Source organism: Paenibacillus sp. PastF-3 (genome assembly GCF_029893135.1).
In the GTDB taxonomy this organism is placed as follows: Bacteria; Bacillota; Bacilli; order Paenibacillales; family Paenibacillaceae; genus Paenibacillus_AQ; species Paenibacillus_AQ nitricinens.
In genome coordinates this window covers 49,412-73,939 of the sequence record NZ_JARXWM010000008.1, presented here as the reverse complement: position 1 = coordinate 73,939, position 24,528 = coordinate 49,412, and the positions used below count along the sequence as shown (strand labels likewise).

At 43.2% G+C, this 24,528-nt stretch carries 21 protein-coding genes; 14 read left to right on the top strand and 7 right to left on the bottom strand.

Going from position 1 to position 24,528, the window contains the following annotated elements:
- Nucleotides 1-11 precede the first annotated feature (11 nt).
- From M2444_RS17190 to M2444_RS17180, 3 genes are all read left to right on the top strand, one after another.
- A complete protein-coding gene (locus tag M2444_RS17190) occupies nt 12-1,565 on the top strand; it encodes an ABC-F family ATP-binding cassette domain-containing protein (RefSeq protein ID WP_280787563.1) in 1,554 nt (517 codons plus the stop codon).
- Nucleotides 1,566-1,636: 71 nt separating this feature from the next.
- Complete coding sequence (locus M2444_RS17185) at nt 1,637-2,677, top strand: ThiF family adenylyltransferase (RefSeq protein WP_280787562.1); 1,041 nt, start codon at nt 1,637-1,639, stop codon at nt 2,675-2,677.
- Between the two features lie 115 nt (nt 2,678-2,792).
- Complete coding sequence (locus tag M2444_RS17180) at nt 2,793-3,515, top strand: response regulator transcription factor (RefSeq protein WP_179281698.1); 723 nt, start codon at nt 2,793-2,795, stop codon at nt 3,513-3,515.
- A gap of 45 nt (nt 3,516-3,560) precedes the next feature.
- Here M2444_RS17180 and M2444_RS17175 read toward each other — a convergent pair whose 3' ends face one another.
- Both M2444_RS17175 and M2444_RS17170 read right to left on the bottom strand, forming a co-directional pair.
- Nucleotides 3,561-4,061: a C40 family peptidase gene (locus M2444_RS17175; RefSeq protein ID WP_094872940.1), complete on the bottom strand. Its 501-nt coding sequence runs from the start codon at nt 4,059-4,061 to the stop codon at nt 3,561-3,563.
- 326 nt (nt 4,062-4,387) lie between these two features.
- Nucleotides 4,388-5,029, bottom strand: coding sequence for a thiamine diphosphokinase (locus M2444_RS17170; RefSeq protein WP_280787561.1), 642 nt, complete (start codon nt 5,027-5,029; stop codon nt 4,388-4,390).
- Nucleotides 5,030-5,190: 161 nt separating this feature from the next.
- Between M2444_RS17170 and M2444_RS17165 the strand changes: the two genes are divergently transcribed.
- Nucleotides 5,191-5,655, top strand: a complete 465-nt coding sequence (locus tag M2444_RS17165; protein WP_280787705.1) for a low molecular weight protein-tyrosine-phosphatase — start codon at nt 5,191-5,193, stop codon at nt 5,653-5,655.
- Between the two features lie 136 nt (nt 5,656-5,791).
- On the opposite strand, the gene M2444_RS17160 is transcribed toward M2444_RS17165, so the two are convergent.
- Nucleotides 5,792-6,523: an alpha/beta hydrolase gene (locus tag M2444_RS17160; protein WP_280787560.1), complete on the bottom strand. Its 732-nt coding sequence runs from the start codon at nt 6,521-6,523 to the stop codon at nt 5,792-5,794.
- A gap of 265 nt (nt 6,524-6,788) precedes the next feature.
- Between M2444_RS17160 and pdhA the strand changes: the two genes are divergently transcribed.
- The 9 genes from pdhA to M2444_RS17115 all read left to right on the top strand — a co-directional run bounded on the left by pdhA (nt 6,789) and on the right by M2444_RS17115 (nt 18,552).
- On the top strand, nt 6,789-7,856 hold the full coding sequence (gene pdhA / locus M2444_RS17155; protein ID WP_042188812.1) for a pyruvate dehydrogenase (acetyl-transferring) E1 component subunit alpha: 1,068 nt from the start codon (nt 6,789-6,791) through the stop codon (nt 7,854-7,856).
- A 15-nt stretch (nt 7,857-7,871) separates the two neighbouring features.
- On the top strand, nt 7,872-8,849 hold the full coding sequence (locus M2444_RS17150) for an alpha-ketoacid dehydrogenase subunit beta (protein WP_094872934.1): 978 nt from the start codon (nt 7,872-7,874) through the stop codon (nt 8,847-8,849).
- A gap of 103 nt (nt 8,850-8,952) precedes the next feature.
- On the top strand, nt 8,953-10,599 hold the full coding sequence (locus tag M2444_RS17145; protein ID WP_280787559.1) for a 2-oxo acid dehydrogenase subunit E2: 1,647 nt from the start codon (nt 8,953-8,955) through the stop codon (nt 10,597-10,599).
- Nucleotides 10,600-10,601: 2 nt separating this feature from the next.
- The gene (lpdA, locus tag M2444_RS17140) at nt 10,602-12,014 is read left to right on the top strand and encodes a dihydrolipoyl dehydrogenase (RefSeq protein ID WP_094872930.1); all 1,413 of its coding nucleotides are present in this window, start codon (nt 10,602-10,604) and stop codon (nt 12,012-12,014) included.
- 178 nt (nt 12,015-12,192) lie between these two features.
- Nucleotides 12,193-13,167 (top strand): S66 family peptidase, encoded by a 975-nt coding sequence (locus M2444_RS17135; RefSeq protein WP_094872928.1) that lies wholly within the window; start codon nt 12,193-12,195, stop codon nt 13,165-13,167.
- 107 nt (nt 13,168-13,274) lie between these two features.
- Entirely contained in the window at nt 13,275-14,255 is a 981-nt protein-coding gene (locus M2444_RS17130; RefSeq protein ID WP_094872926.1) for a thymidylate synthase, read from the top strand.
- Between the two features lie 53 nt (nt 14,256-14,308).
- Nucleotides 14,309-14,800, top strand: coding sequence for a dihydrofolate reductase (locus M2444_RS17125; protein ID WP_280787558.1), 492 nt, complete (start codon nt 14,309-14,311; stop codon nt 14,798-14,800).
- 230 nt (nt 14,801-15,030) lie between these two features.
- Nucleotides 15,031-16,518 (top strand): glutamate synthase subunit beta, encoded by a 1,488-nt coding sequence (locus M2444_RS17120; RefSeq protein WP_094872922.1) that lies wholly within the window; start codon nt 15,031-15,033, stop codon nt 16,516-16,518.
- Between the two features lie 321 nt (nt 16,519-16,839).
- On the top strand, nt 16,840-18,552 hold the full coding sequence (locus M2444_RS17115) for a proline--tRNA ligase (protein ID WP_094877444.1): 1,713 nt from the start codon (nt 16,840-16,842) through the stop codon (nt 18,550-18,552).
- Between the two features lie 10 nt (nt 18,553-18,562).
- On the opposite strand, the gene M2444_RS17110 is transcribed toward M2444_RS17115, so the two are convergent.
- Entirely contained in the window at nt 18,563-19,426 is an 864-nt protein-coding gene (locus M2444_RS17110; protein WP_256989963.1) for a pentapeptide repeat-containing protein, read from the bottom strand.
- Between the two features lie 186 nt (nt 19,427-19,612).
- On the opposite strand from M2444_RS17110, the gene M2444_RS17105 reads away from it, so the two are divergent.
- A complete protein-coding gene (locus M2444_RS17105) occupies nt 19,613-21,868 on the top strand; it encodes a type IA DNA topoisomerase (protein WP_280787557.1) in 2,256 nt (751 codons plus the stop codon).
- Nucleotides 21,869-21,957: 89 nt separating this feature from the next.
- Here the strand turns inward: M2444_RS17105 and M2444_RS17100 are convergent, their stop codons facing one another.
- The 3 genes from M2444_RS17100 to M2444_RS17090 form a co-directional block, all read right to left on the bottom strand.
- Nucleotides 21,958-22,683 (bottom strand): DsbA family protein, encoded by a 726-nt coding sequence (locus tag M2444_RS17100; protein ID WP_094872916.1) that lies wholly within the window; start codon nt 22,681-22,683, stop codon nt 21,958-21,960.
- Between the two features lie 103 nt (nt 22,684-22,786).
- Nucleotides 22,787-23,533 carry an HAD family hydrolase gene (locus M2444_RS17095; protein ID WP_094872914.1) on the bottom strand — a complete coding sequence of 249 codons (747 nt, stop codon included), beginning with the start codon at nt 23,531-23,533 and terminating at the stop codon, nt 22,787-22,789.
- Nucleotides 23,534-23,569: 36 nt separating this feature from the next.
- Nucleotides 23,570-24,487, bottom strand: a complete 918-nt coding sequence (locus tag M2444_RS17090) for an ArsR/SmtB family transcription factor (protein WP_280787556.1) — start codon at nt 24,485-24,487, stop codon at nt 23,570-23,572.
- Nucleotides 24,488-24,528 lie beyond the last annotated feature (41 nt).

Genomic DNA, 24,528 nt, shown 5'->3' with positions numbered 1-24,528 from the left:
GCGGAGAATTTATGAGTTTACTTAGTGTAGAAGACGTTTCCCATAATTTTGGGGATCGGACGTTGTTTAAAAATGTTTCTTTCCGGTTGTTACCGGGTGAGCATGTGGGAATCGTAGGAGCAAATGGCGTAGGGAAATCGACGCTTATGAATATTTTGACAGGAAAACTGTTGAAGGATAGTGGAAAAGTAGAGTGGACGCCTCGCGTCCGTTATGGTTACTTGGATCAGCATACGATCTTAACGCCAGGGAAAACCATCCGTGATGTATTGAAGGACGCTTTCTTGCCGCTTTTAGAGCTGGAACAGGAAATGCTAACTATAACTGAAAAGATGGGCGACGCTACTCCTGAAGAGTTAGAGTTGTTACTTGAGCAAATGGGAGACATTCAGGAACAGTTGGACATCGGAGATTTTTATCTTATTGATGTAAAAGTGGAGGAAATGGCGAATGGCCTCGGCCTATCCGTTATTGGACTTGACCGTGATGTTGCTTCACTAAGTGGGGGTCAGCGCACAAAAGTTCTGCTCGCGAAGCTTCTGCTTGAGAAGCCGAATGTACTATTGCTGGATGAGCCTACTAACTATTTGGATGTTGAACATATCGACTGGTTAACAAACTATTTGAAGCAATATCCATATGCGTTTATATTGATTTCTCATGATACGGAATTCATGAATAAAGTCGTAAATGTGGTCTATCACCTTGAGTTCGGTAAACTTACTCGATACACTGCGAACTACGAGAAATTCCTGAATATGGCCGAGATGAATAAAATCCAACACATTGATGCTTATGAGAAACAACAGGATTTTATTAAGAAACAAGAGGATTTCATTCAGCGTAACAAAGCTCGTGCCTCCACTTCTGGACGGGCGAAAAGCCGTGAGAAACAACTAGATCGTATGGATCGAATTGATCGTCCAGAAGAAGCTGCTAAGCCTACCTTTAAGTTTAAAGAGAGTCGTGCCAGCGGTAAAACAGTCTTCGAAGGCATTGATTTCGAGATCGGATATGATCGTCCGTTGTTACCTATGCTAAATATGACCATTGAGCGTGGAGAGAAGATCGCTATAACTGGTTGCAATGGTGTCGGTAAATCGACGCTCCTGAAGACTATTCTTGGCGTGATTCCTACGTATAGCGGTAAAACGTATCTAGGAGATTATCTGAACTCCGCGTATTTCCAACAAGAAGTGAAAGCAGCTAATCTTACACCTATTGAGGATGTCTGGAATGAATTTTCTAGTCTAACCCAGAATGAAGTGCGTGGACATCTAGCTCGCTGTGGTCTGAAAAATGAGCATATTACCCGACCGCTTAGCATGCTGAGTGGTGGTGAACAAGCTAAGGTCCGTCTTTGTAAACTGTTGATGCGTGAGAGCAACTGGGTTCTGTTCGATGAGCCTACCAATCACCTTGATGTTATTGCCAAAGCTGAGTTGAAGCGGGCATTACAAGAATATAAAGGCACAGTTCTGCTCGTCTCCCATGAACCTGATTTCTATGAAGATTGGGTTACGAAAATTTGGGATGTTGAACAGTGGTCAGCAGTACAAGTATAGAATCATCATACTCCCGGGGAATAGCAGACGATCTGCTGTTCTCCGGTTTTTGGATATGGGGAGGGGATCGAATGATCCATAATGATGGGCGTGAAGAACGTTATTCGCGGCAGGTCCGCTTTGCCCCATTTGGCGTAGAAGGACAAGAAGAGCTCGCGAAGTCTAGTGTATTAGTCGTTGGTGCAGGTGCGCTTGGTACGGGAATTGCAGAGACGTTGGTACGCTGCGGGGTCGGTAAAATTATTTTAGCTGACCGTGATTATGTAGAGTGGAGTAACCTTCAGAGGCAGCAGCTCTATACTGAGGCAGATGCCCAAGAACGTATACCTAAGGCTGCTGCTGCGCAGAGCAGACTTCAACAGATTAATTCTGAGGTCGTTATTGATGCTCACGTTATAGATGTTCGTGCCGAAGAGCTGGAAGGGCTCATTTCAGGGGTTGATCTGATCATGGATGGTACAGATAATTTTGATACTCGGCTCATTATTAATGATATGGCGCTTAAGCACGGTATTCCTTGGATCTATGGTGCATGTGTAGGCAGTTATGGAATAACATATACGATTTTGCCTGGGGAAACTCCATGTCTTCATTGTCTTCTAGGCACAGTCCCACTAGGAGGTGATACCTGTGATACGGCAGGTATACTACCGCAGGCAGTCCAACTAGTTACGGCAAATGCAACGGCAGAGGCGTTGAAAATACTAGGTAAGCGTAAAGCTCAATTAAGAAACAAACTGTTAACGTTTGATGTGTGGCGGAATGAATACCATGAAATTGGAGTAAAAGCTGCCAAAAAGAAAAACTGCCCTTCTTGTGGGAGTCATCCGATCTATCCCTATCTAATGGCAGCGAATACCGGACGAGGCGATGTTCTATGTGGGAGGGATACAGTGCAAATTCGCCCTGCGCGACCACAGAAGCTTAATTTGCAGGAAACTGCGGATCGGTTGTCTCGTTTAGGAAGCGGAAGCGTGGACAGCAACGCTTATCTGGTTTCTTTTATAGAAGGACCTTATCGGTTAGTTATTTTTGCTGATGGTAGAGCGTTGATTCATGGGACAAAAGATATTGCTGCTGCTCGAAGCTTTTATCATCGATATTTTGGATAAAGAAGCTGTAAATAGGTGTTGAGGCCATTTCTCAGGAATGGTCTTTTTGTTTTCCGGGAATTCTATATGTACCGCTGTGATGCTGGTGCAAGTCATATGGATATGGGGGGACTTTGTGATTGAACAAATAATATGGTATATGGCTGATAGCAGTAGTAGAGAAGAAGATCGAGCCGTTATAGAAAGTGTGCTACAAGATATTGGACTTGAAGCAACAAAAAGCGAAGATCCCGAGGATCTCCGCTTATCCATATCAAAAGTAGAACCGGTACTGCTGCTTGCTGAGTTATGCGAGGTGGGGACTTGGGAAGGCTGGGACATAATTTCCGCTGTAAGAGCTGAGGGGATGATACTACCGGTAATGGTGATTTCCGGTGAACAATCTGAATCGGGAACTGGGGCAGTTTCGGCGTTCTCAGCCGGGGGTAATGAATATATGACAAAGCCTTTACATACCGGTGAATTCAAACACAGAATTCTAAATTTGTTAACCCTTACTGGACGGCGTCGAAATTTAAACCAAATACTGAGAGTCGATGGTTTAATGCTCGATCCCAGCCGCAGGTTTGTAAGTCGCGACGGGATCGAGTTAAAAATGACGCCCAAAGAATTTGATCTATTGTATTATCTCGCTGCGAACCAAGGAATGATATGCTCCCGCATCGAGATACTTAAGGAAGTATGGGGTTACCAATTTCACGCAGATACCAATGTTGTAGATGTTTACATTAGACATATCCGTTTGAAAATGGATAAAGGACACCGGAACAAGTTAATTCACACTGTTCGCGGAACAGGATATGTAATGAGGGCGCCCGAAGGCGGCACCACATCCTGAGACTAGTTCTCTCTTATAGTTATGACTCTACCACAGAGCGATTGTTTACAGTACGCGGCGAGCCTTTAAATATGTTTTTTTCCAATTACCGGAGTTAAGATCGGAAATCGTAACACCTGGTTTACCGTAAGTGTGCAGAATTTTGCCATTGCCTGCATAAACAGCAACGTGAGTTACATTTTTACCGTTTGCTCTGCTACCGCTGGAGAAAAATACTAGATCACCTACACGAAGATCAGCTTTTGATACAGCTGTGCCTACTTTGGATTGATCTACGGATGTACGAGGCAATGTTACATTATATTGTTTAAAGATGTATTTTGTAAAAGAAGAGCAATCAAAAACTTTAGTAGTAGAAGTGGATGCACCGAACTTGTAAGGCACGCCCATATATTTCTTCCCTAAATTCACTACACTTTGACCTTTAGACACGGTAGCTGCTTCAACTTTCGTTGCGCCTACGCCTGTTGCCATCATTGTACCTAAGCCCATTGTAGTAACCATTCCTATAACAATCGCTTTTTTAATCCATTGTTGTTTATTCATGTTGTAGTACCTCCAAGGTGTTAGTCTTTGTTGTTGAATTTGTTTGTCTTGCTTGCCTGATTCGTAGTATAGCAGGTTATCTATTACATAAAAATTGGTAGAGGTGCAATAAAGTGAGGCTGGGCATGGGTTGTAAGCGTTTTATTAAAAATTCATTAAAAGTTACAAAAAATTAATAATTTGATATATTGGGATCATAAAAAAGCCGAAAAACCCTTGGTACTAAAGAGTTTTCACGGCTTTTTCGAATTTGAGATAAAAGTTACAATGATGTTTCTAAACTATAAAAAAGTAGCATTTTTACGTTAATTATGTTCCCTATGTATCTAGTCTTTACTCTGAATGATCAGCAGCAATCCACTTCGAATGTTAACCGTTCCTGAGGACGAAATCAGTTTGTTACTCACACCAAGTGATTGTCCAAGCTTCAGGGTAGCGTCAGTTAATGGATATTGAAACCCTTCTAAGGTAATACCTGATACTTCTGGGGTTAAAGGCAGTAAAGAAACATACGTGTAGCCTAAATCGTTGATCACTACCTTGGAACCTGTAAGGGTTATATAGTTATGAGTGTCCATGACGTAGCAGTTGATTTGACGTTGCAGAGCTCTTGTCATCATTTGAATGCTAGCCAGGGAATGGTCAATACGAGTACCAGTAACACCTAATAGTAGAATCGACTCCGGTTGCAGATCCATCGCAATATCGAGCGCCATCTCGCTATCTGTCAAATCCTTGTTCACGGCATCACAGGTAATGGTCTTCTTACTTTTCTTTTCAATATTTTGAAGTGCCTCAGGTGAAACGGAATCAAAATCACCTACTGCTATATCTGGTGTATATCCGTGCGAAATGAGAAACAATGCTCCTTCATCCGCACCGATAATAAAATCATCTTCATCTAATAGATTGAAATAATCAGGAGATAATGCTCCACCGGCAAAAATAACGACTCGTTTGGATGACATAACATCCATTCCTCCTTTAAACCTCTTGTTGAGTATCCTGTCCAGTATAATGCAGATCGAAAGGTTGCACAATTGACCTCGAGAACGCTAAAATGATAGTGTGCGATCTTTTGAGTATAAATTCACATATAATTAGGTTTAACAACTGGGAGGTGAACGAAATCGTAAGCGTACTGTTTGTATGTCTGGGTAATATTTGTCGGTCACCAATGGCAGAGGCTGTTCTGCGGCATAAGATTAATGAACGAGAATTATCTGATAAGATTCTTGTAGACTCAGCGGGAACTGGAGATTGGCATATTGGCAAGGAACCACATGAAGGAACAAGACTTATTCTTGATCAGCACAGCATTAGCTATGAGAATATGATGGCGCGTCTAGTTAGCAGCGAAGACTTCCAAAAGTTTGATTACATCGTCTGCATGGACAAGTCTAATGGAGAGAATGTTCGAAAGGTTTCAGGCGGGGAAGACGCCAAACTAATGTTCTTCATGGATTTATTGCCTGAGGAGGAACTGCGCGAAGTGCCCGATCCTTACTATACAGGTAATTTTGAGCAGGTATATGACTTGATTAACGCGGGCTGTGACATCTTGCTGGAAAGAATGATAAGAGAAAAGCTGTAACCTCTTTGGATTACAGCTCTCTTTGTATGTTTTATATTGTAAATCGAGTAAAGTTGCTGGATTATACTGTAAGCGCCATCAAGTAATCTACATACTGTTCTTTAGATGTTCACTATTTACAACTATCAATAGGTCTTTATGTGTTTAAAAAATAGAGTAGAGATTCTGGGAGTTCTTTCTGCCAGAAGCCCCAGAGATGGCGTCCGTCTTTCTCTCGGTAGGATACGGTTGCTCCACGTGATTCAAGCAATGTTTTTGTTTCTCGATTCATCTGAACAAAATCATAAATACCAGTATCCGTTTTGTAGTCGGTCTCCTGCAGACCAACGACCATATTAATGTTGAGCCAGGATAGATCCACTTCCTCAGCCAGCATGTCGCGGGATTCAGGATAGAATGCACCTGAAAGGCTGATGATACGGGTAAAGATCGCTGGATAAGCAAGGGCAAGATGGAGTGATACACTGCCCCCAAGGGAGTCGCCAGCTAAGATACGTTCGTCCGGCGTACGGCGTACAGGATATTTTTGTTCAATGAAGGGAATAATCTCTTCGGAAAAGCAAGATAAGTACTGTTTGAATCGGTTGCCAAAAGGAGCATATTCTTGGGTTCGCACCGCGACGTCTACTTCGACACCAACAATGATGAAGGGCTCCACGTCTTCTTCTATTATAAGACGTCCAGCAAGTGTAGCAATGCGGCCAAAGTTAAAGAATTCTTCACCGTCTTGGCAGTACACCACTGGGTAGCTTAAAACTTCGTTGTAGCCGGGAGGGAGGTAGATGCGTAACTTGCGTTCCTCCTGCAGATGTTCACTCCAAAGCGTTTCTTTTACAATTGTGCGTTTCAGAAAAACAGAATCGCTCATAGTTGCCACGTCACCTTTCTTGTCGAATTTTGCAATACACACGGATTTGCTCTAAAATGAATAGCTGAGTAACTGTGTGATTAATCATTTACTTGTTCCAAAAGCTTTAAACTGTTATATAAAAATAAATCACCTGTTATACATACAAAATTTAAAGGAATATAAATTTTATAAGTATTTCTTTGACGAAAGTAACCAAACAGGTGTATAATAATATTATAACAGAGGCAGCTGATATTCAAATTTTTTTATTGAGGTGAAGATAATGAGTAAAGTTCCTTATGAAGTGTATACAGAGGACGTCGAGGCTCTAACGGTACTTTCCCCGGATGGAGAAATTATCAACAAGGATAAAATGCCTGATTTAACCGACGATCAACTGAAAGAAATTATGTATCGTATGGTATTTACCCGTACTTGGGATGATCGTGCAGTAAATCTTGGCCGTCAAGGCCGTCTTGGTTTCTACGCACCGGTATCCGGTCAAGAAGCTACTATGATTGGTAGCGAGTACGCTTTGGAGAAAGAAGACTTCTTATGCCCAGGCTACCGTGATATTCCGCAGCTAGTATGGCACGGACTTCCATTGTACCAAGCATTCTTATATTCCCGTGGACACCAGCATGGTGGAGCGATTCCTGATGGCGTTAATGTATTGATGCCACAAATCATCATCGGCGCGCAAATCCTGCACGCTACAGGAATTGCAATGGGCTTTAAATTGAAAAAACAAAAGAGTGTTGCAATTACTTACACTGGTGATGGCGGTTCTTCAGAAGGCGACTTCTATGAAGGCTTGAACTTTGCTGGTCGCTTTAAACTGCCTGTTATCTTCTTTGTTCAAAACAATGGTTATGCGATTACGACTCCGTTCGCAAAACAAACAGCTTCCAAGTCGATCGCTCACAAAGCGGTTGCAGCTGGTATTCCAGGAATTAAAGTTGACGGCATGGACATCTTTGCAGTAATCAGTGCTGTTCGTGACGCTGCTGAGCGTGCACGTAATGGCGAAGGTGCTACATTGATCGAAGCTGTAACTTACCGTTTCCGTCCACACTCCCTTTCTGACGATGCAAGTAAATATCGTTCGAAAGAAGAAGAGGGACAATGGAGTGAAAAGGATCCAATCAACCGTCTTGCCAAGTATTTGGAGAAGAAAGGTCTTTGGACTGAAGAAGATACGCTGCGCGTGAAAGATGAAGCGAAAGCTACAGTTAACGAGCAGATCAAAAAAGCTGAACAAACCGAAAAAATGACAATACCTGGCTTGATCGACAGCATGTTCGAAGTAACACCTAAACATCTGGAAGAGCAAAAAGCCGATTTTGAATAAGGGGGATATCAGGCAATGGCACAAATGAATATGAAAGAAGCGATTCGCGACGCGATGCGCGTTGAACTGAATCGTGACCCTAACGTTCTTATCTTCGGAGAGGATGTTGGTAATGTAGGTGGCGTTTTCCGTGTAACAGAAGGTCTGCAAAAAGAATTTGGCGAAGATCGTATTTTTGATACTCCACTAGCTGAGTCCGCTATCGGTGGTCTGGCATTTGGTCTTGGTGTACAAGGCTTCCGCCCGATTGCTGAAATTCAATTCGTAGGTTTTATCTTTGAAGCACTGGATCAGATCGTTGTTCAAGCGGCACGTCTGCGCTGGCGTTCTGGCGGTAAATATAATGCTCCAATCGTATTCCGTACTCCTTTTGGTGGCGGGGTTAAAGCTGCTGAACTTCACACAGATTCACTTGAAGGTTTGATTGCGCAAAGCCCGGGTATTAAAGTAGTAATTCCTTCAAACCCATATGATGCTAAGGGACTTCTAATCGCGTCTATCCGCGACAATGACCCTGTATTCTTCATGGAGCATTTGAACCTTTACCATGCTTTCCGTGCTGAAGTACCAGAAGGTGAATACACTGTTGAACTTGGCAAAGCAAACGTAGTGCGTGAAGGTACAGACGTATCGATCATTACTTACGGGCTGATGGTACATACAGCTACCAAAGCAGCCGAGCAACTCGAAAAAGAAGGCGTTAACGTTGAAATTATCGACCTTCGTACTGTAAGTCCAATCGACATCGACACTATCGTAGCGTCTGTGAAGAAGACTAATCGTGCAATCGTAGTACAAGAAGCTCAAAAGAGCTCCGGTGTGGCTGCTGAAGTTATTGCACAAATCAACGAAAAAGCTCTGCTGCACTTGGAAGCACCGGTTCTGCGTATCGCAGGTCCTGACACCGTGTATCCATTCGCACAAATTGAAGATACATGGCTTCCAAACCCTGCGCGTATTATTGCAGGCGTGAAGAAAGTTTTGGATTTCTAAAATATTTCCTATGAGAAACGGTTGTCATCCTTTAGGGATGACAACGTCGTTTCTTCTTCTCTAATCATAAGGTCAGTCCCAATTTCACAAGGAGGTTTTCAAAGTGGCAAAGTTTGAATACCGATTCCCTGAACTAGGTGAAGGTTTGCATGAAGGTGAAATCATCAAAATGCATATCAAAGCCGGTGACAAGGTAACGGATGATGATATCGTAATGGAAGTTCAAAATGACAAGGCGGTAGTTGAGGTACCTTGTCCAGTGAACGGTACTGTGTTGGAAGTTTTGACTAAAGATGGTCAAGTATGCCGTGTTGGCGAAGTTGTAGCGATTATCGAAGCTGAGGGCGACGTTCCTGAGCAAGAAGGTCATGCTGCTGAAGAAGCTCCGGCTCCAACTCCAGCTGCTGCTCCTGCATCTTCGAATGCTAAATCAGCAAATTTTGAGTATCGTTTCCCAGAACTAGGTGAAGGTCTGCATGAAGGTGAAATCATCAAAATGCATATCAAAGCCGGTGACAAAGTAACCGATGATGATATCATCATGGAAGTTCAAAATGATAAGGCTGTTGTTGAAGTTCCTTGTCCAGTGAATGGTACTGTGTTGGAAGTTCTGACTAAAGATGGTCAAGTATGCCGCGTTGGCGATGTTGTAGCTATCATTGCAGCAGAAGGTGACGTTCCTGAACAAGCAGGTCATGCCTCTGCTGAAGCCGATGCAGCACAAGGAAGTGCAAATACTACTTCTTCCCCTGCAGCAACTAGCCCATCTGATGCTAAACAAGGCGGGTCTGCAAGTGTAACACCAGCTCCTGACCGCGATGTATTGGCTACACCAAGCGTTCGCAAATTTGCTCGTGAGCAAAAAGTCGATATTTCCAAAGTGAACGGAACTGGAAAAGGCGGCAAAATCACACGTGAAGATGTAGAAGCATTCTTGAAGGGTGGTTCAGCACCTGCTGCAGCACCGGCAGTAGCGGCTACTGAAGCTCCTAAGGCTGCTAAGACCGAAGCTAAAGCAACATCTGCAGCAGCAAGCGGTAATGTAAGTCTTGAAGAAGAACGTGTACCATACAAGGGCATTCGTAAAGCGATCGCTAACGCAATGGTTAAATCTGCTTACACTGCACCACACGTTACCATTATGGACGAAGTAGATGTTACTGAACTGGTAGCATTCCGTACACGTATGAAACCTATCGCTGAGAAAAAAGGCGTTAAGGTTACTTACCTTCCGTTCATTGTTAAAGCTTTGGTTGCGGCTTCCCGTCAATTCCCAGCGCTCAACGCTATGATTGATGAAGAAGCAGGCGAAATCGTCTACAAGAAATACTACAATATCGGTATCGCTACTGATACTCCTAACGGTCTGATCGTTCCAGTTATCAAAGACGCTGATCGTAAGAGCATTTGGATGATCGCTAGCAGCATCACTGACCTTGCTGTTCGTGGTCGTGACGGTAAATTGTCTGCTAACGAAATGAAGGGTAGCACGATCTCCATCAGTAACATTGGTTCTGCTGGCGGCATGTTCTTTACTCCAATCATTAACTTCCCTGAAGTGGCTATCCTCGGAACTGGCCGTATCAGTGAAAAAGCAGTTGTGAAAAATGGTGAAATCGTAGTTGCTCCTGTAATGGCGTTGTCACTCAGCTTTGACCACCGTATTATCGATGGTGCGACTGCTCAAAACTTTATGAACTACATTAAATCGCTGCTCAATAATCCTGAGCTGCTGGTTATGGAGGTATAATTATGGTAGTAGGAGACGCTTCTCTAGATATTGACACATTGGTCATTGGTGCAGGTCCTGGTGGGTATGTAGCGGCAATTCGTGCCGCTCAGCTCGGCCAAAAAGTCCTCATCGTGGATAAATCGGAACTCGGCGGTGTATGTTTGAACCGCGGATGTATCCCTTCTAAAGCACTGATTGCAGCAGCACATCAGTTCGAATCTGCTAAGCATGGTGAAGTTTTCGGTGTTACAGCTGAGAACGTTAAAGTGGATTTTGCCAAAACTCAAGAGTTCAAAAACGGCGTTGTTAAGAAAATGACTAGCGGCGTGACTAGCTTGATGAAGGGTAACAAAATTGAAGTATTTAACGGCGAATGCATGTTTATCAGCGACACAGAAGCACGTGTGTTCAATGATCATGAATCCCCACGTTATCGCTTCAAACACTGTATCATTGCTACAGGTTCCCGTCCGATTGAATTGAAACCTTTCCCATTCGGTGGACGCATTTTGTCTTCGACTGAAGCTCTGGAACTTCCAGAAATTCCGAAGAGCATGATCGTAATCGGTGGTGGATACATCGGCGCTGAACTTGGCCAAATGTACTCCAAATTCGGTACTAAAGTAACCATCATTGAAGGTTTGGATACTGTACTTCCAGGCTTCGATAAAGATATGACTCGTTTGGTTGCGAAGAACATGGCTAAAACTGGCATCGAAATCGTAACTAACGCTAAAGCTGAAAGTGCTGTACAGAACGACAAGGAAGTTACTGTGAAGTATTCTGTTGGTGGCGAATCCAAAGAAGTAACTGCGGATTACTTGCTTGTTACTGTAGGCCGTCGTCCTAACACTGACGGTGAACTTGGACTAGACCTGATTGGTCTTGAGCTCGAAGAGCGTGGATTGATCAAAGTCGATCACCAAGGTCGCACTAGCATTCCTAACATCTTCGCTATCGGCGACGTTGTTCCAGGTCTGGCGTTGGCTCACAAAGCTTCTTATGAAGGTAAGATTGCCGCAGAAGCGATTGCAGGACTTACATCTGTTGTTGACTACAAAGTCATCCCAGCAGTTGTGTTTACAGATCCTGAGTGCTCAAGCGTTGGTTTGACTGAGAAAGAAGCGAAAGACAAAGGCTACAAAGTGAAAGCTGGTAAGTTCCCATTTGCAGGGAATGGCCGTGCCGTATCTTTGAACAGCCCAGAAGGTTTCATCAAAATTGTTGCTAACTCCGAGAACAATCTTGTGCTTGGTGCACAAATCGTTGGTATCGAAGCTTCTAACTTGATCGCTGAACTTGGTTTGGCTATCGAAATGGGCGCAACACTTGAAGATATCGCTTTGACTATTCATGCGCATCCAACCCTTGGCGAAATCGTCATGGAAGCTGCTGAATTGGTTGAAGGTCACCCTATTCATGTAATGAAATAATTTCTTTACCCAATTGCTCTAGCAGGCACTGAAAGGCGGAACGCATTTGCGTTTCGCCTTTTTGAGTTTTCCACTTTTTTTGAAAATAGATATAATGGAAGGAGATGAAACAAATTGATCGAATACTCTATAAAATCATTCATCCGTATTTTAAAAACTTATATAGGGAGGACAAATGATGAAACCCAATAAGTTAAAGCCTGGTGATGAGTTGCGGATCATCTCACCTGCCAGAAGTCTGTCATTAATCGCTGCTGAACAAAGGAAAATTGCCAAAGAACAGCTGCAAAAATTAGGTTTTCGGATATCATTTTCCGTAAATTCCTTTGAGAAGGATGATTTTGTCTCCTCATCGATCGATTCTAGAATAGAGGATTTGCACGAAGCTTTTTTAGATCCGAATGTTAAAGGGATTCTTACGACGATTGGAGGCTTTAATAGCAATCAGCTGCTACGTTATATCGACTATTCCCTCATTGCTGAGCATCCTAAACGATTATGCGGGTATTCGGATATTACGGCTTTAAGTAATGCGATCTATGCTAAAACAGGATTAGTTACATATTCCGGACCACATTTTTCTAGCTTCGCAATGCTTCACGACAATGAATATACAACCGAATATTTCCGTAAGCTGATGATGGACAACAAAGAAATAGTGGTGAGGCCTTCGAAGCATTGGAGTGATGATGAGTGGTATCTGGATCAGGAGAACCGTGTATTTATCAGAAATGAGGGCCCATTCATTATCAATGATGGAGAAGCAAAGGGGACAATTATCGGTGGGAACCTTTGTACATTAAATCTTTTGCAGGGAACGGAGTATATGCCAAGTTTAAAAAATTCGATATTATTTGTAGAGGATGATTATGAATCATCGCCTGCAACGTTTGATAGGGATTTACAATCGCTGATTCATCAACCGGATTTTCAGCATGTTAAAGGATTGGTTATTGGCAGATTCCAACAAGGATCACGCATGACTAAAGAACTGTTGATCAAAATCATAACTTCGAAAGAAGAGCTATCAGACATTCCTGTCATTGCAGACGTGGACTTTGGACATACATCCCCTATGATTACTTTCCCTGTAGGTGGACAAGCCTCACTTCGTGCTTATGGGGTTAGAGTAGAGTTAAGGATATCGGAGTAGTGAACTCCCCAGATTATTAAATAAATTTAAAAAATATCTTACCTTCTACAAAAATCGGATTTTTCAGATATAATATATGAGGTGAAATATTACGGAGGTGCAGTAAATTGAATAATGAGTTAGAACAAACCTATTTGAATTTTTTACAATATATTTTAGATCATGGTGTAAAAAAAGAAGATCGTACCGGAACAGGTACAATTAGTGTATTTGGTTATCAAATGCGATTTGATTTATCCAAAGGCTTCCCATTATTTACAACAAAACGGACACCGTTCCGTTTAATCGCAAGTGAATTATTATGGTTTATTAAAGGCGACACAAACATCCGTTATTTATTGAAAAATAATAATCATATTTGGGATGAATGGGCTTTCAAAAGATGGGTTGAATCAGACGAATATGCAGGTCCAGATATGACGGATTTCGGGAATCGTTGTTTAATTGATGAAGAATTCAATCAAGTTTATCAAGCAGAGATGAAAGCATTTTGTGATCGTGTCTTAGAAGATGATGCGTTCGCAGCGAAGCATGGTGACCTAGGGAATGTTTATGGTAAGCAGTGGCGAAATTGGACATCTTCTACGGGTGAATCCATTGACCAATTACAAGATGTAATTCATCAGATCAAAACAAATCCTGATTCTCGTCGTTTAATTGTAAGCGCATGGAACCCGGAAGATGTTATAAATGCTGGGGCAAAAGGAAGTAAAGCAGCGTTACCCCCTTGCCACGTTATGTTCCAGTTCTATGTTGCCAATGGTAAATTAAGCTGTCACTTGCTGCAGCGCAGCGCTGATTCTTTTCTTGGCGCTAACTTCAATATCCCGTCTTACTCATTACTTACACATTTAATAGCACATGAATGTGGTCTAGAAGTAGGTGAGTTTGTATATAGCATTAGTGATGCACATATCTATTCAAACCATGTTGATCAAGTAAAAGAGCAATTATCAAGAGACTTAAGACCATTGCCTACATTGGTCATTCATTCAAATCAGAAATCACTTTTTGATATCGAGCTGGAAGACCTTATCATTGAAGGGTACAACCCGCATCCTTCGATAAAAGCGCCGATCGCAGTCTAACCTCATGTTTATAAAACAGGATTTGTAAATGAATGTAGAGAGGGGTGTGTTTAATGAGTATTACTTTTATATGGGCAATGGGCACCAATCATGTCATTGGTAAAGATAATGATATGCCTTGGCATTTACCGCTGGATTTTGCTTATTTCAAAGCAGAAACACTGGGGAAGAGAATGCTTATGGGCCGCAAAACGTGGGATTCACTCGGAGGGAAGCCTCTAAAGGGCAGAACAAGCTTAATTATGACTAGAGATACTGGTTATTCTCCTGAAGGTGCAGAGGTTGTACACACGCTTGAGGAAGCTCTCAGCGAGGGTAGAAAAGGCGATGAGCTGATGGTGATCGGCGGTGCGGAAATTTATAAGCTGATGTTGCCATATGCTGACAAGCTGATGTTAACACAAATTGAACAGGATTTTGAAGGAAATACCCGGTTTCCTGATATTGACTGGAGTCTGTGGAAAGAGGTTTCCAATAAGAGGGGAATTCGTGATGAAAAGAATCCGTATGATTACCGTTTTCTTGTTTATGAACGTACGGAATAGCAATAAAACGTTTTCTCTGACATAACATGTGAAATAGTACAAAAAATCAGTAGATTAATCCATTACTGTGCAAAAGTAATGAGTGCTACTATAATTAAAATTAGAAATGATAATCTACAGGTATAGAATGTGCAGGTACTTCATTGCGCTGCTCACAACCATACGAAGCCGCAATATGCTACAATGTACTATACTTCAACACGAAGAGAACGGATGGGGGAAACGTAAACATGTCTACACCTACAGGTTTTATGGAGTATAAACGGCAGCTCCCAGGTGATCGGGATCCTGAACAGCGGGTAAAAGACTGGGAGGAGTTCCACCATCATTTATCCGAGGACGAGCTTCAGACACAAGGAGCGCGCTGCATGGATTGCGGAACGCCTTATTGTCATACAGGAATTGATATGGCTGGTGGAACCTCGGGTTGTCCAGTTCATAATCTAATTCCCGAGTGGAATAATTTGGTGTACCGCGGACTCTGGAAAGAAGCACTGGAACGTCTGCATAAGACGAATAATTTCCCTGAGTTTACTGGAAGCATTTGTCCTGCCCCTTGCGAAGGCTCTTGCACAGTGGGTCTAATTGGACAGCCGGTGACCATTAAGACCATTGAGCTAGCTATTATTGATAAGGGCTTTGAAGAAGGCTGGGTTGTACCTAATCCTCCAGAGAAACGTACAGGCAAAAAGATTGCAATCGTAGGTTCTGGACCTGCTGGACTAGCAGCAGCAGCTCAACTAAATAAGGCTGGACATACTGTAACTGTATTTGAACGCAGTGACCGCATTGGCGGACTGCTGACATATGGCATTCCCACTATGAAACTCGATAAGAGAGTTGTACAACGTCGTGTAGATTTATTAGCTGCAGAGGGCATTAATTTTGTGGTGAATACAGAGATTGGTAAGGATATTCCTGCTCAACAGCTAGTGGATGAGTATGATGCGGTTGTTCTGTGTGGTGGGGCTACAAAGGCACGTCGGTTTAACGTTGAAGGCAGTGAGCTTAAGGGTGTTATGTACGCCATGGATTATTTAAATGGTACAATTAAGAGCTATCTAAATTCCAATCTTGAAGATGGCAACTATGTATCTGCAGAAGGTAAAGACGTGATCGTCTTGGGTGGCGGTGATACTGGTTCTGACTGTGTTGCTACAGCACTTCGTCATGGCTGCAGCAGCATCACTCAATTTGGTACACATGAAAAAGCACCTCTTCAGCGTGATCCGATTGCTAATCCATGGCCTCAATTCCCGAATGTATACAGCCTGGATTACGCGCAAGAAGAAGCTAAAGCCATTTTTGGAGATGATCCGCGTGAATTTTCTATCATGACTACTAAATTTGTTGGGGATGAAGAGGGCAACTTGAAAGAGCTTCACACCGTACAGATCCGCCGGATCGTGGATGAGACAGGTCGTAAGATCTATCAACCTGTTCCAGGCACTGAAGCTGTATATCCTGCTCAACTCGCTCTGATTGCCATTGGTTTTGATGGTCCTGAACAAGATATTATTCAACAGCTTGATCTTGAAACAGATCGTCGTTCCAATGTGAAAGCACGTTATGGTAAATTCAATACGAACATAGATAAAGTATTTGCTGCTGGCGATATGCGCCGTGGTCAAAGCTTGGTCGTTTGGGCCATCAACGAAGGACGCGAAGCTGCGCGTGAAGTGGATAAATACTTGATGGGTTCAACTGTTCTTGTTTAGGAATTAGGATTTAATACAATATTTAAATGATAAAAGCATTGACCAAGGATCTACGATTCAAAAAGCGTTAGAACAGAGAGGGAACCCACCGGGTGAAAGGTTCCTCGAACACGTGTGAATGGTATCCTGCCTTGGTAGCTGTAGCGGTAGTATTTTCTTACCCGCTGCCGGAATCGACCGTTATCCGATTTGAGAATTGCCATATTCAAAAGAATTGTATGTTGAGCTGGCAGTTGAATAAGGGTGGTATCACGACACATTCGTCCCTGACGAATGTGTCTTTTTGCATTTAAAGAGATAATTTATGGGGAGGGTATTAAGATGCGACAGAGCAATTTATTATTAACAACACTGCGTGAGGTGCCTTCGGAGGCGGAGACCATTAGTCATCAGTTACTGCTGCGTGCAGGATATATCCGCCAATTAGCTGCTGGAGTGTATACCTATTTACCACTTGGTCGGCGGGTTCTGCGGAAGATAGAAGCGATTGTAAGGGAAGAGATGGATCATTCCGGAACCCAGGAGATTTTAATGCCATCCATGCAGCCTGCAGAACTTTGGAAGGAATCAGAACGTTATGATGTTTATGGGAAGGAATTGATGACTTTTAAGGATCGCCATGAGCGGGAATTCATTCTCGGTCCAACGCATGAAGAAGTAGTAACCTCACTTGTGCGGAATGAGATTAGCTCCTATCGTAAGCTTCCTGTTACCGTTTATCAAATTCAGACTAAGTTTCGAGATGAACGGCGACCACGTTCTGGATTGCTAAGAGGAAGAGAGTTCTTGATGAAGGATGCGTACTCTTTTGACATCAGCACAGAAGGACTCGATAAATCATACCTCCAAATGTTCGATGCATATCACCGATTATTTACTCGCTGTGGACTGAAGTTTAGAGCAGTTCTTGCAGATTCTGGTGCGATTGGCGGAGAAGGGGGCAGCCATGAATTTATGGCACTGGCTAATATCGGGGAGGATACGATTGCAGTATGTTCCTCTTGCGATTATGCGGCCAATCTGGAGCAGGCAGAAGCCGTACAGCCTATAAAGAAAGCATTAAACTTTGAATTACCCGAAATAGAGAAATTCCACACCCCAGATATCCGCACTATAAATCAATTAGAGCAGGAGCTGGAGATCCAGCCCGAGCAGATTATGAAAACATTGATCTATGAAGGAAACGGACAATTCTTTGCTGTAGTGGTTCGAGGAGATCATGAAGTCAATGAGATAAAAGTAAGTAAATATATCGGTGCGGCGGAGATTGCACTTGCTGACTATGATGCTGTGAAATCCTTAACGGGAGTAGAGAGTGGGTTTGTAGGGCCTGTGGGACTGCAAATAACTGTACTCGTTGATGCAGTAGTAACAGAAATGATTCAAGGGACGACGGGGGCGGGAGAAAAAGATTACCATTTCCGAAATGTTGTACCTGGAAGAGATTTTGGGCTTGAACATGTGGGGGATTTTCGTAATGTAGCAGAAGGAGAAGCTTGTCCACACTGCGAGAATGGTGTTCTGCATTTCCAACAAGGAATAGAAGTTGGGCATGTATTTAAACTAGGAACCAGATACAGTGAGAAGCTTAGAGCTACCTATTTAGACCGTTCTGGCAAGAGTCAGCCTATGATCATGGGGTGTTATGGAATTGGGATCTCACGGCTATTGTCCGCGATAGTAGAACAGAATCATGATGATCAAGGAATAATGTGGCCAGTTGCATTAGCACCTTATCAGGTTCATATTTTGATGATATCCATAAAGGACTTGGAGCAACTGGCAGTTGCAGAGGAGCTGTATTTTCAGCTTACTAAACTCGGTATTGAGACGCTGCTGGATGATAGGGATGAACGTGCTGGCGTTAAATTTAAGGATTCAAGCTTGATTGGTATACCCGTAACGCTAGTAGTCGGTAAAGAAGCTGCACAAGGTAGGGTGGAGTATCTAGAAAGAGCCTCTGCGGGTAAAGAGGTCTTAGAAATGATCGAAGCCCTTTCTCGTATCCAAGAATTCTTTTCGCAGCAGGTATAATTTCTACAACTCATATCGAAAGCCAATGTTCAGGGCGGGTGAGTGCTGGCGGTAATTTAGTGAGATCATCGCCTTTCGCCGCATTAATCTGCCCCTGAGTTAGAAAAATACTCTCTGATAGATCTGCGCCCCTAAGGTCAGTGTCACGGAAATCTGCACCAATAAGATCTGCATCTCTAAGATCCGCGCCTTTAAGGTCAGCGGCAATCAAATAGGCTCCCCTCAGGTTGGCGCCCCTGAGATCTGCATTTTTAAGATTTGCGCCGACAAGGTCAGCGCCACGGCTGAAAGTTCTCGATGCTTTTTTTAGTTTACGACGAGCCTCAGTACGGACAAGTTCACTGACTTGCAGCAGCAACAGATTAATTTTTGCTCGATGAGCGTCAACATTCACCTTCTGTAGAGAATCAGGGTTAAGTGAAGTTAGTTGTTCCGTCTCATCGAGTGCTGTTTGCAGCTCAACATGTATTGAATGGGTTATATCTAAGTTCAATGATTCATTTAAGTACCATAGCAATTCGTGTAAATGCCACATGGCCGGAAATACCTCGAACATTTGCTTCGCAGTTTTTGGATTCTTCCGCCAGTCCTCACCAGTATAAGTGACCTGAGAGAGCTTTTGCCCAGCCCCAAAACAGTCATATACAGTACAACCACGAAATCCAAGCGCTCTTAAATCTGTATGTACACCACAGCGAAAGTCCGATTGTAGGTTTTGGCACGGCTGGCCAGCTGCTTTATCCATAGCAAAATCCACTGAAGCTGAAAAAGGTAGTGCGGAACAGCACAAACCGAAGCAGCGCTCACATTCTGCTTTCAGATAGTGACCGTCTCTGTCCGTATAAGGTTCTGTAAATTTGTTGTTTTCAGACACGTTTTGATTCCTCCGATATATAAAACTCGTTTACCAAACTATTCTAATTCATAGAAAAGACTAAGGGAAGTCTGAATTTTTCCAATGCCTACTAACCAATCCATTAAAAAAATCCGAGGTTAATGTTATAATAGAATACTGGACGCATTTTGGACTTAAGAACGAAAAGGTAAGGAGCGATTGTTTTTGAAGACACTCATTATTGCGGAGAAACCGGATATGGGGCGGAATATCGCCGCCGCAATAGAACCAAAGGCCAAAAATTACCGTTCCTATCTTGAAGGGGAGCAGTACATTATTACATGGGCTATAGGGCATTTAATCGGTTTGGCCGAGCCGGATGCTTATGATGTTAAATACAAAAAGTGGAACATTAATGATCTGCCCATTATTCCAGACCAGTTCAAACTGGTTCCTAATGCGCGGACAATCGACCAGCTCAAGGTCATTGGAGATCTTGCGAAACGTAGTGATCTTCTAGTGAATTCATGCGATGCCGGGCGAGAAGGGCAGCATATCTTTTCACTCATTCAACGGCATTTGAAGCTGGAGCATCCTGTGAAGCGGCTATGGATCTCAGATTTGACGCCAGAAACCATTCGCAAAGGATTTCAGGAGCTGAAGGATGGATCGGAGTACGAGAATTTAACCAAAGCTGCAAAGGCACGCAGTGAAGCCGATTGGCTCATAGGAATGAATGGATCACGTGCCTTTACTACAAAACATAATGTGCTGCTGTCCGTGGGCAGAGTTCAAACTCCCGTGCTCGCGTTGATTTACGACCGTCAGAAGACCATTGAGGCGTTCTCTTCCCTTAAGTTTTTTGAGGTGGAAGGACATTTTAATCAGAATGAAATGACCTATAAAGGCATGTGGCAGGGAGATCGGCTGACCGACGGGGATAAGGCGGAGGCGCTGGCTGCTAAGGTCAAAGGAAAACCGGGCCGGATTGAGTCTTACGAGGTTAAGGAAACGAAAGAGTATCCCAATAAGCTGTACGATTTAACGCTGCTGCAGCGGGAGGCGAATGGAAAGTACGCTTTTTCCGCGAAAAAGACGCTCGATATCGCTCAAGCGTTATATGAAAAGCATAAGGTGATCTCTTACCCGCGGACGAACTCCAACTATGTTACCGAACAGAATATTCCTGAGATGCATAAGACGTTATCTGCGCTGCAAGGGACGGCTTATGATGAATGGGTGAAGGGTGCGAACCGTAATCTGGTTCATAAAGGGAATAAATTCATCTGCAACCCCTCGAAGGTTGAGGATCACCACGCGATTTTACCTACATATCGTAAAGCATCAGGACTTAGTGCAGATGAGGGAAAACTGTATGATCTGATTGTTCGGCGCTTTTTGTCTCAGTTTTATCCGGCAGCGGAGTATAAAGTGCATACGGTGATGACCGAGGTAGAAAAGGAAAAGTTCAAAACTACAGTTAAGGAATTATTAAGCCTCGGCTGGAAGGTCATTTACGCGGACCAGAAGAAGGATAAAGCGAAGTCTTCCAAGGGTAAGAACAAGGATGAGGAAGAGGACGAAGAGATCGAAGTGAATGAACCATTTTCTATTGCTCCGGCTGAAGAAGTGGTTTGTAGTGAAGCTATTGTTAAAGAGAAAGATACCCAGCCACCCAAGCATTACACAGAGGGTACGCTGCTTCGAGCGATGGAAAGTGCCGGAAAGCAGATTGAGGACGAAGAGCTTCGCGATGCTATGAAGGATTCAGGGCTTGGAACTCCGGCTACTCGCGCAGCAACGATAGAACGGCTGAAGAATGTCGGATACATCGAAATGCAGGGCAAAAAAATTGCCATTACACAAAAAGGACGAACAGCCATTGAGCTGATTCGTGGAGCGGGTATTGAGCTGTTGACTTCACCGGAAATGACCGGACAATGGGAACGTCGTTTGAACGAAATATCGAGAGGAATGGCTTCGGACGGGCAGTTTATGGAGAATGTAAAAAGATTCGCCTGCATGATCGTAGATAAAGTACGAGTACAATCTCGGGCGTCCAAAACCTCATTTGAAGGGGAGACGCCTTCTGTCAATACAAGTGCTAAAGGGCGAAGTGCTGGAAATACATCTCGTAAAACCACCGACAAACCTGCAGCACCGCGAAAGCGTAAGGTAAGTAGTGAAGAGGAATCCGCCAATTCAGGTCCTAAGGTCATCGGAAGCTGTCCGCGTCCCGGCTGTGGTGGAATGATTTTTATGGGTAAAAAAGGCTACGGCTGCTCTCATTACAAGGAAGGCTGCAAATTCGTGATCTGGAAAGAGAATCATGGTCGTACACTCACGGATGCGCAAGTGAAGGCGTTGGTTGAGAAAGGTCGGACAGGCAAGCTAAAGCTTACCAGCGAAGACGGTACACCTCTGGAAGGCAAGCTAGTGCTTCAAAATATGGATACGGGCCAATTAGCAATAGAATCATAGCCGATCGGAACGAATGTGTGTACGGTAAAAAGGTGTCTCTAGCCATGATGGATACATGGCAGAGACACCTTTTTAATAACGCTTTATAATTATTCAGCGGATTTAGCCAGCTGCGCTTCAATCGCTGCAGTTAACCCTTCATAGGAGGAGTCAGGAAGCAAGGCACCGTTTACCATGAATTTAGGTGTTCCGTTGACGCCGTATGATCCCGCGATCTTGAAATCTTCTTTGACGTCGAACATGTAGGTGTGATTCTTGAGATCGGTCTCGAATTGTGTGTAATCAATACCTTCGATGTTATTTTTGACGAAATTTAGAATGAACTTCTGTGTGGCCCATATTTTGCTCTCATCACCTTGATTGGCGTAGAGCTTATGAAGATATTCCCAGAACTTCTCGTTGCTTTGCTTATAAATGGCTTCGCCTGCACTTGCAGCAAGATAGGAATCTCGATCCAAAAAGGCAAAGTTCATGAAGAAGAGCTCAACTTTACCGGTATCCACGTAGTCCTTAACAAATGTATCCAGATATTTCTCCGTCCAATTTTTGCAGGCAGGACATTTGAAATCTGCGAATTCGATGACTTTGATTTTGGCATCAGGGCTTCCAAGATGAGGTTGCTTTTCATATTTCAGCCCATCAACAACAATGCTCCCCTTCACATCGGTATAATTAGGTAGTCCCTCTGTACTGTCCGTCTTGTCATTTAGAATGAAGACAATAACAGCAATAAGGATTACAACAATTACGCCTAAGAGCATGGGAAGCATTGTTTTGTTAGTTCGAGAATGGTTGGACTTCACTTTCTTATTCATATCTCATCTCCTACCTCCTATGGGAATGGTACAAAAATAGTATAATCATCCCAAAGGAAGAGAAGATATGTCATTTGTAACAATGTCTGAGGTTACGTTACACCTAGAGTTTCTGCAGAGTAGCAGTACGAATAACAGGAGGAACCTCATGGATGGAGGAAATCGTCTTCACAGCTTGCTGCATCTCTTGCTCTAGTTCTATAAGATTGTAACTCCATTCATTCTGCTGTTTCAGATAGATACTGTTAATGCCTGCGGTTACTGCCGGAAGTACATCTGTGCGTAGCGAGTTACCAATCATCCAAGTACGTTTACGGTCAAAGCCTTGTGTAGTCAAAATATTCTCAAGCGCCTCAACATTTTTATGTTGACGAATATAGATCCGGTCATCAAAGTAAGCATCCAGCTTCATTTGTTCAATTTTACGTTGTTGGATCGTATCGTCTCCACCTGTATACAGGAATAAATGGTGACCATCCTGCTTCAGAGTATCCAGCGTTTCAACCATACCAGGGTAAGCTTCGATTTCTTGATCATAGACGCTTAATCCAAGCTTGTGTAACTGTTGCTCTTGAAAACGGTCCGTCGGACGATTATATTTGGCACAGAAATAGCGGTAGGTAGCGATTAGGGATTTAGGGAAATTATCGCTGGCCAGACCACTTGTGTTGACCGTGTGCACGTCAATTTCTATTTGTTTGTTACGTAATTCACTGGTGCTTGGGCCAAATTCATTAAACCAATCGGTCATCAGCTCAAAATATTGCCCTAAAATCAGATCGAAATATTTGTTGCAGTGGACCAGTGTATCATCTAGATCAAAAATCACCTGTTGTGTCGTGTATTTCATATCTCTCACTCCTTGGATCTGTATCTGTATCGTGTTCTATAGGTAAATATAAGACTCTAGAAACATTTGAAGCTCTGATGCGCCGTCAGGGCGAATACTGAAACGTTCATCTTGTTCACCCCTAAGATGGATGCGGAGGAGGCCGGCTACTCGTAGAATCATAAGGTGATGCATCAGCATTTCTCTGGATTGATTAAGATCAGATTGCATCTCCCACAACGACTTGGGTTCATGCGCGACATAGCGTAGCAATCGAAGTCTGGTGGGGTCGGAAAGTGCCTTGGTCATGCGCAAAAGCACCATGGGTGGTTCATTTTCGTCTTCTAAAGGTACATCTACAGGATACTGTACGATTACCATGGTTTTGTAGAAGCAGTAGGTGTTAATCGGACGATTATGAACAGTTGGTAGTAATACAATTGTTTTAAGATCCGTGATCTCCTCGAAAACTACACCGCCAGATGCGTATTCAATTAGAGAAATGGGGTCCATTTTGCTTTCAAGCATTTTTTTCTCAGAAGCATCTTCAATTAATAGCGGTAATATTTTGTGCTCCACATGGCGGAAGTATTGCTCGTACCAGAGACGCAAGAGTGGACTATAGCTGCTCCGGATCCGAAAAGCATCTTCAATCGTAAACTCTTGAATGAGCGGAGCGATCTGCTGATAACATTCTTCTATGGAGGCTGAATCCAGATCATCTAAGAAATGCTGAACTGACGTTGCGGGTCCTCGAATGTATACCCAGGCATATAGCACATCATAATCCGTAAAAGGCCATTCGGCGGCCTGCATTAAAGCTGTTACCTTATGAGAAGAAATGCGATCTTCCACATCACTTATCCAGTGGGGACCAATGTCCAAATTGGAGATCCATTTTCTAGTTACATATAACATAAAACTGTCCAGCAGTTCATAAACCGGCGATACGTCGATCTTTAATTCGTACTCCATGTCTCATGCACCCCCAGGAAATCCGTAACATCTTCATATTA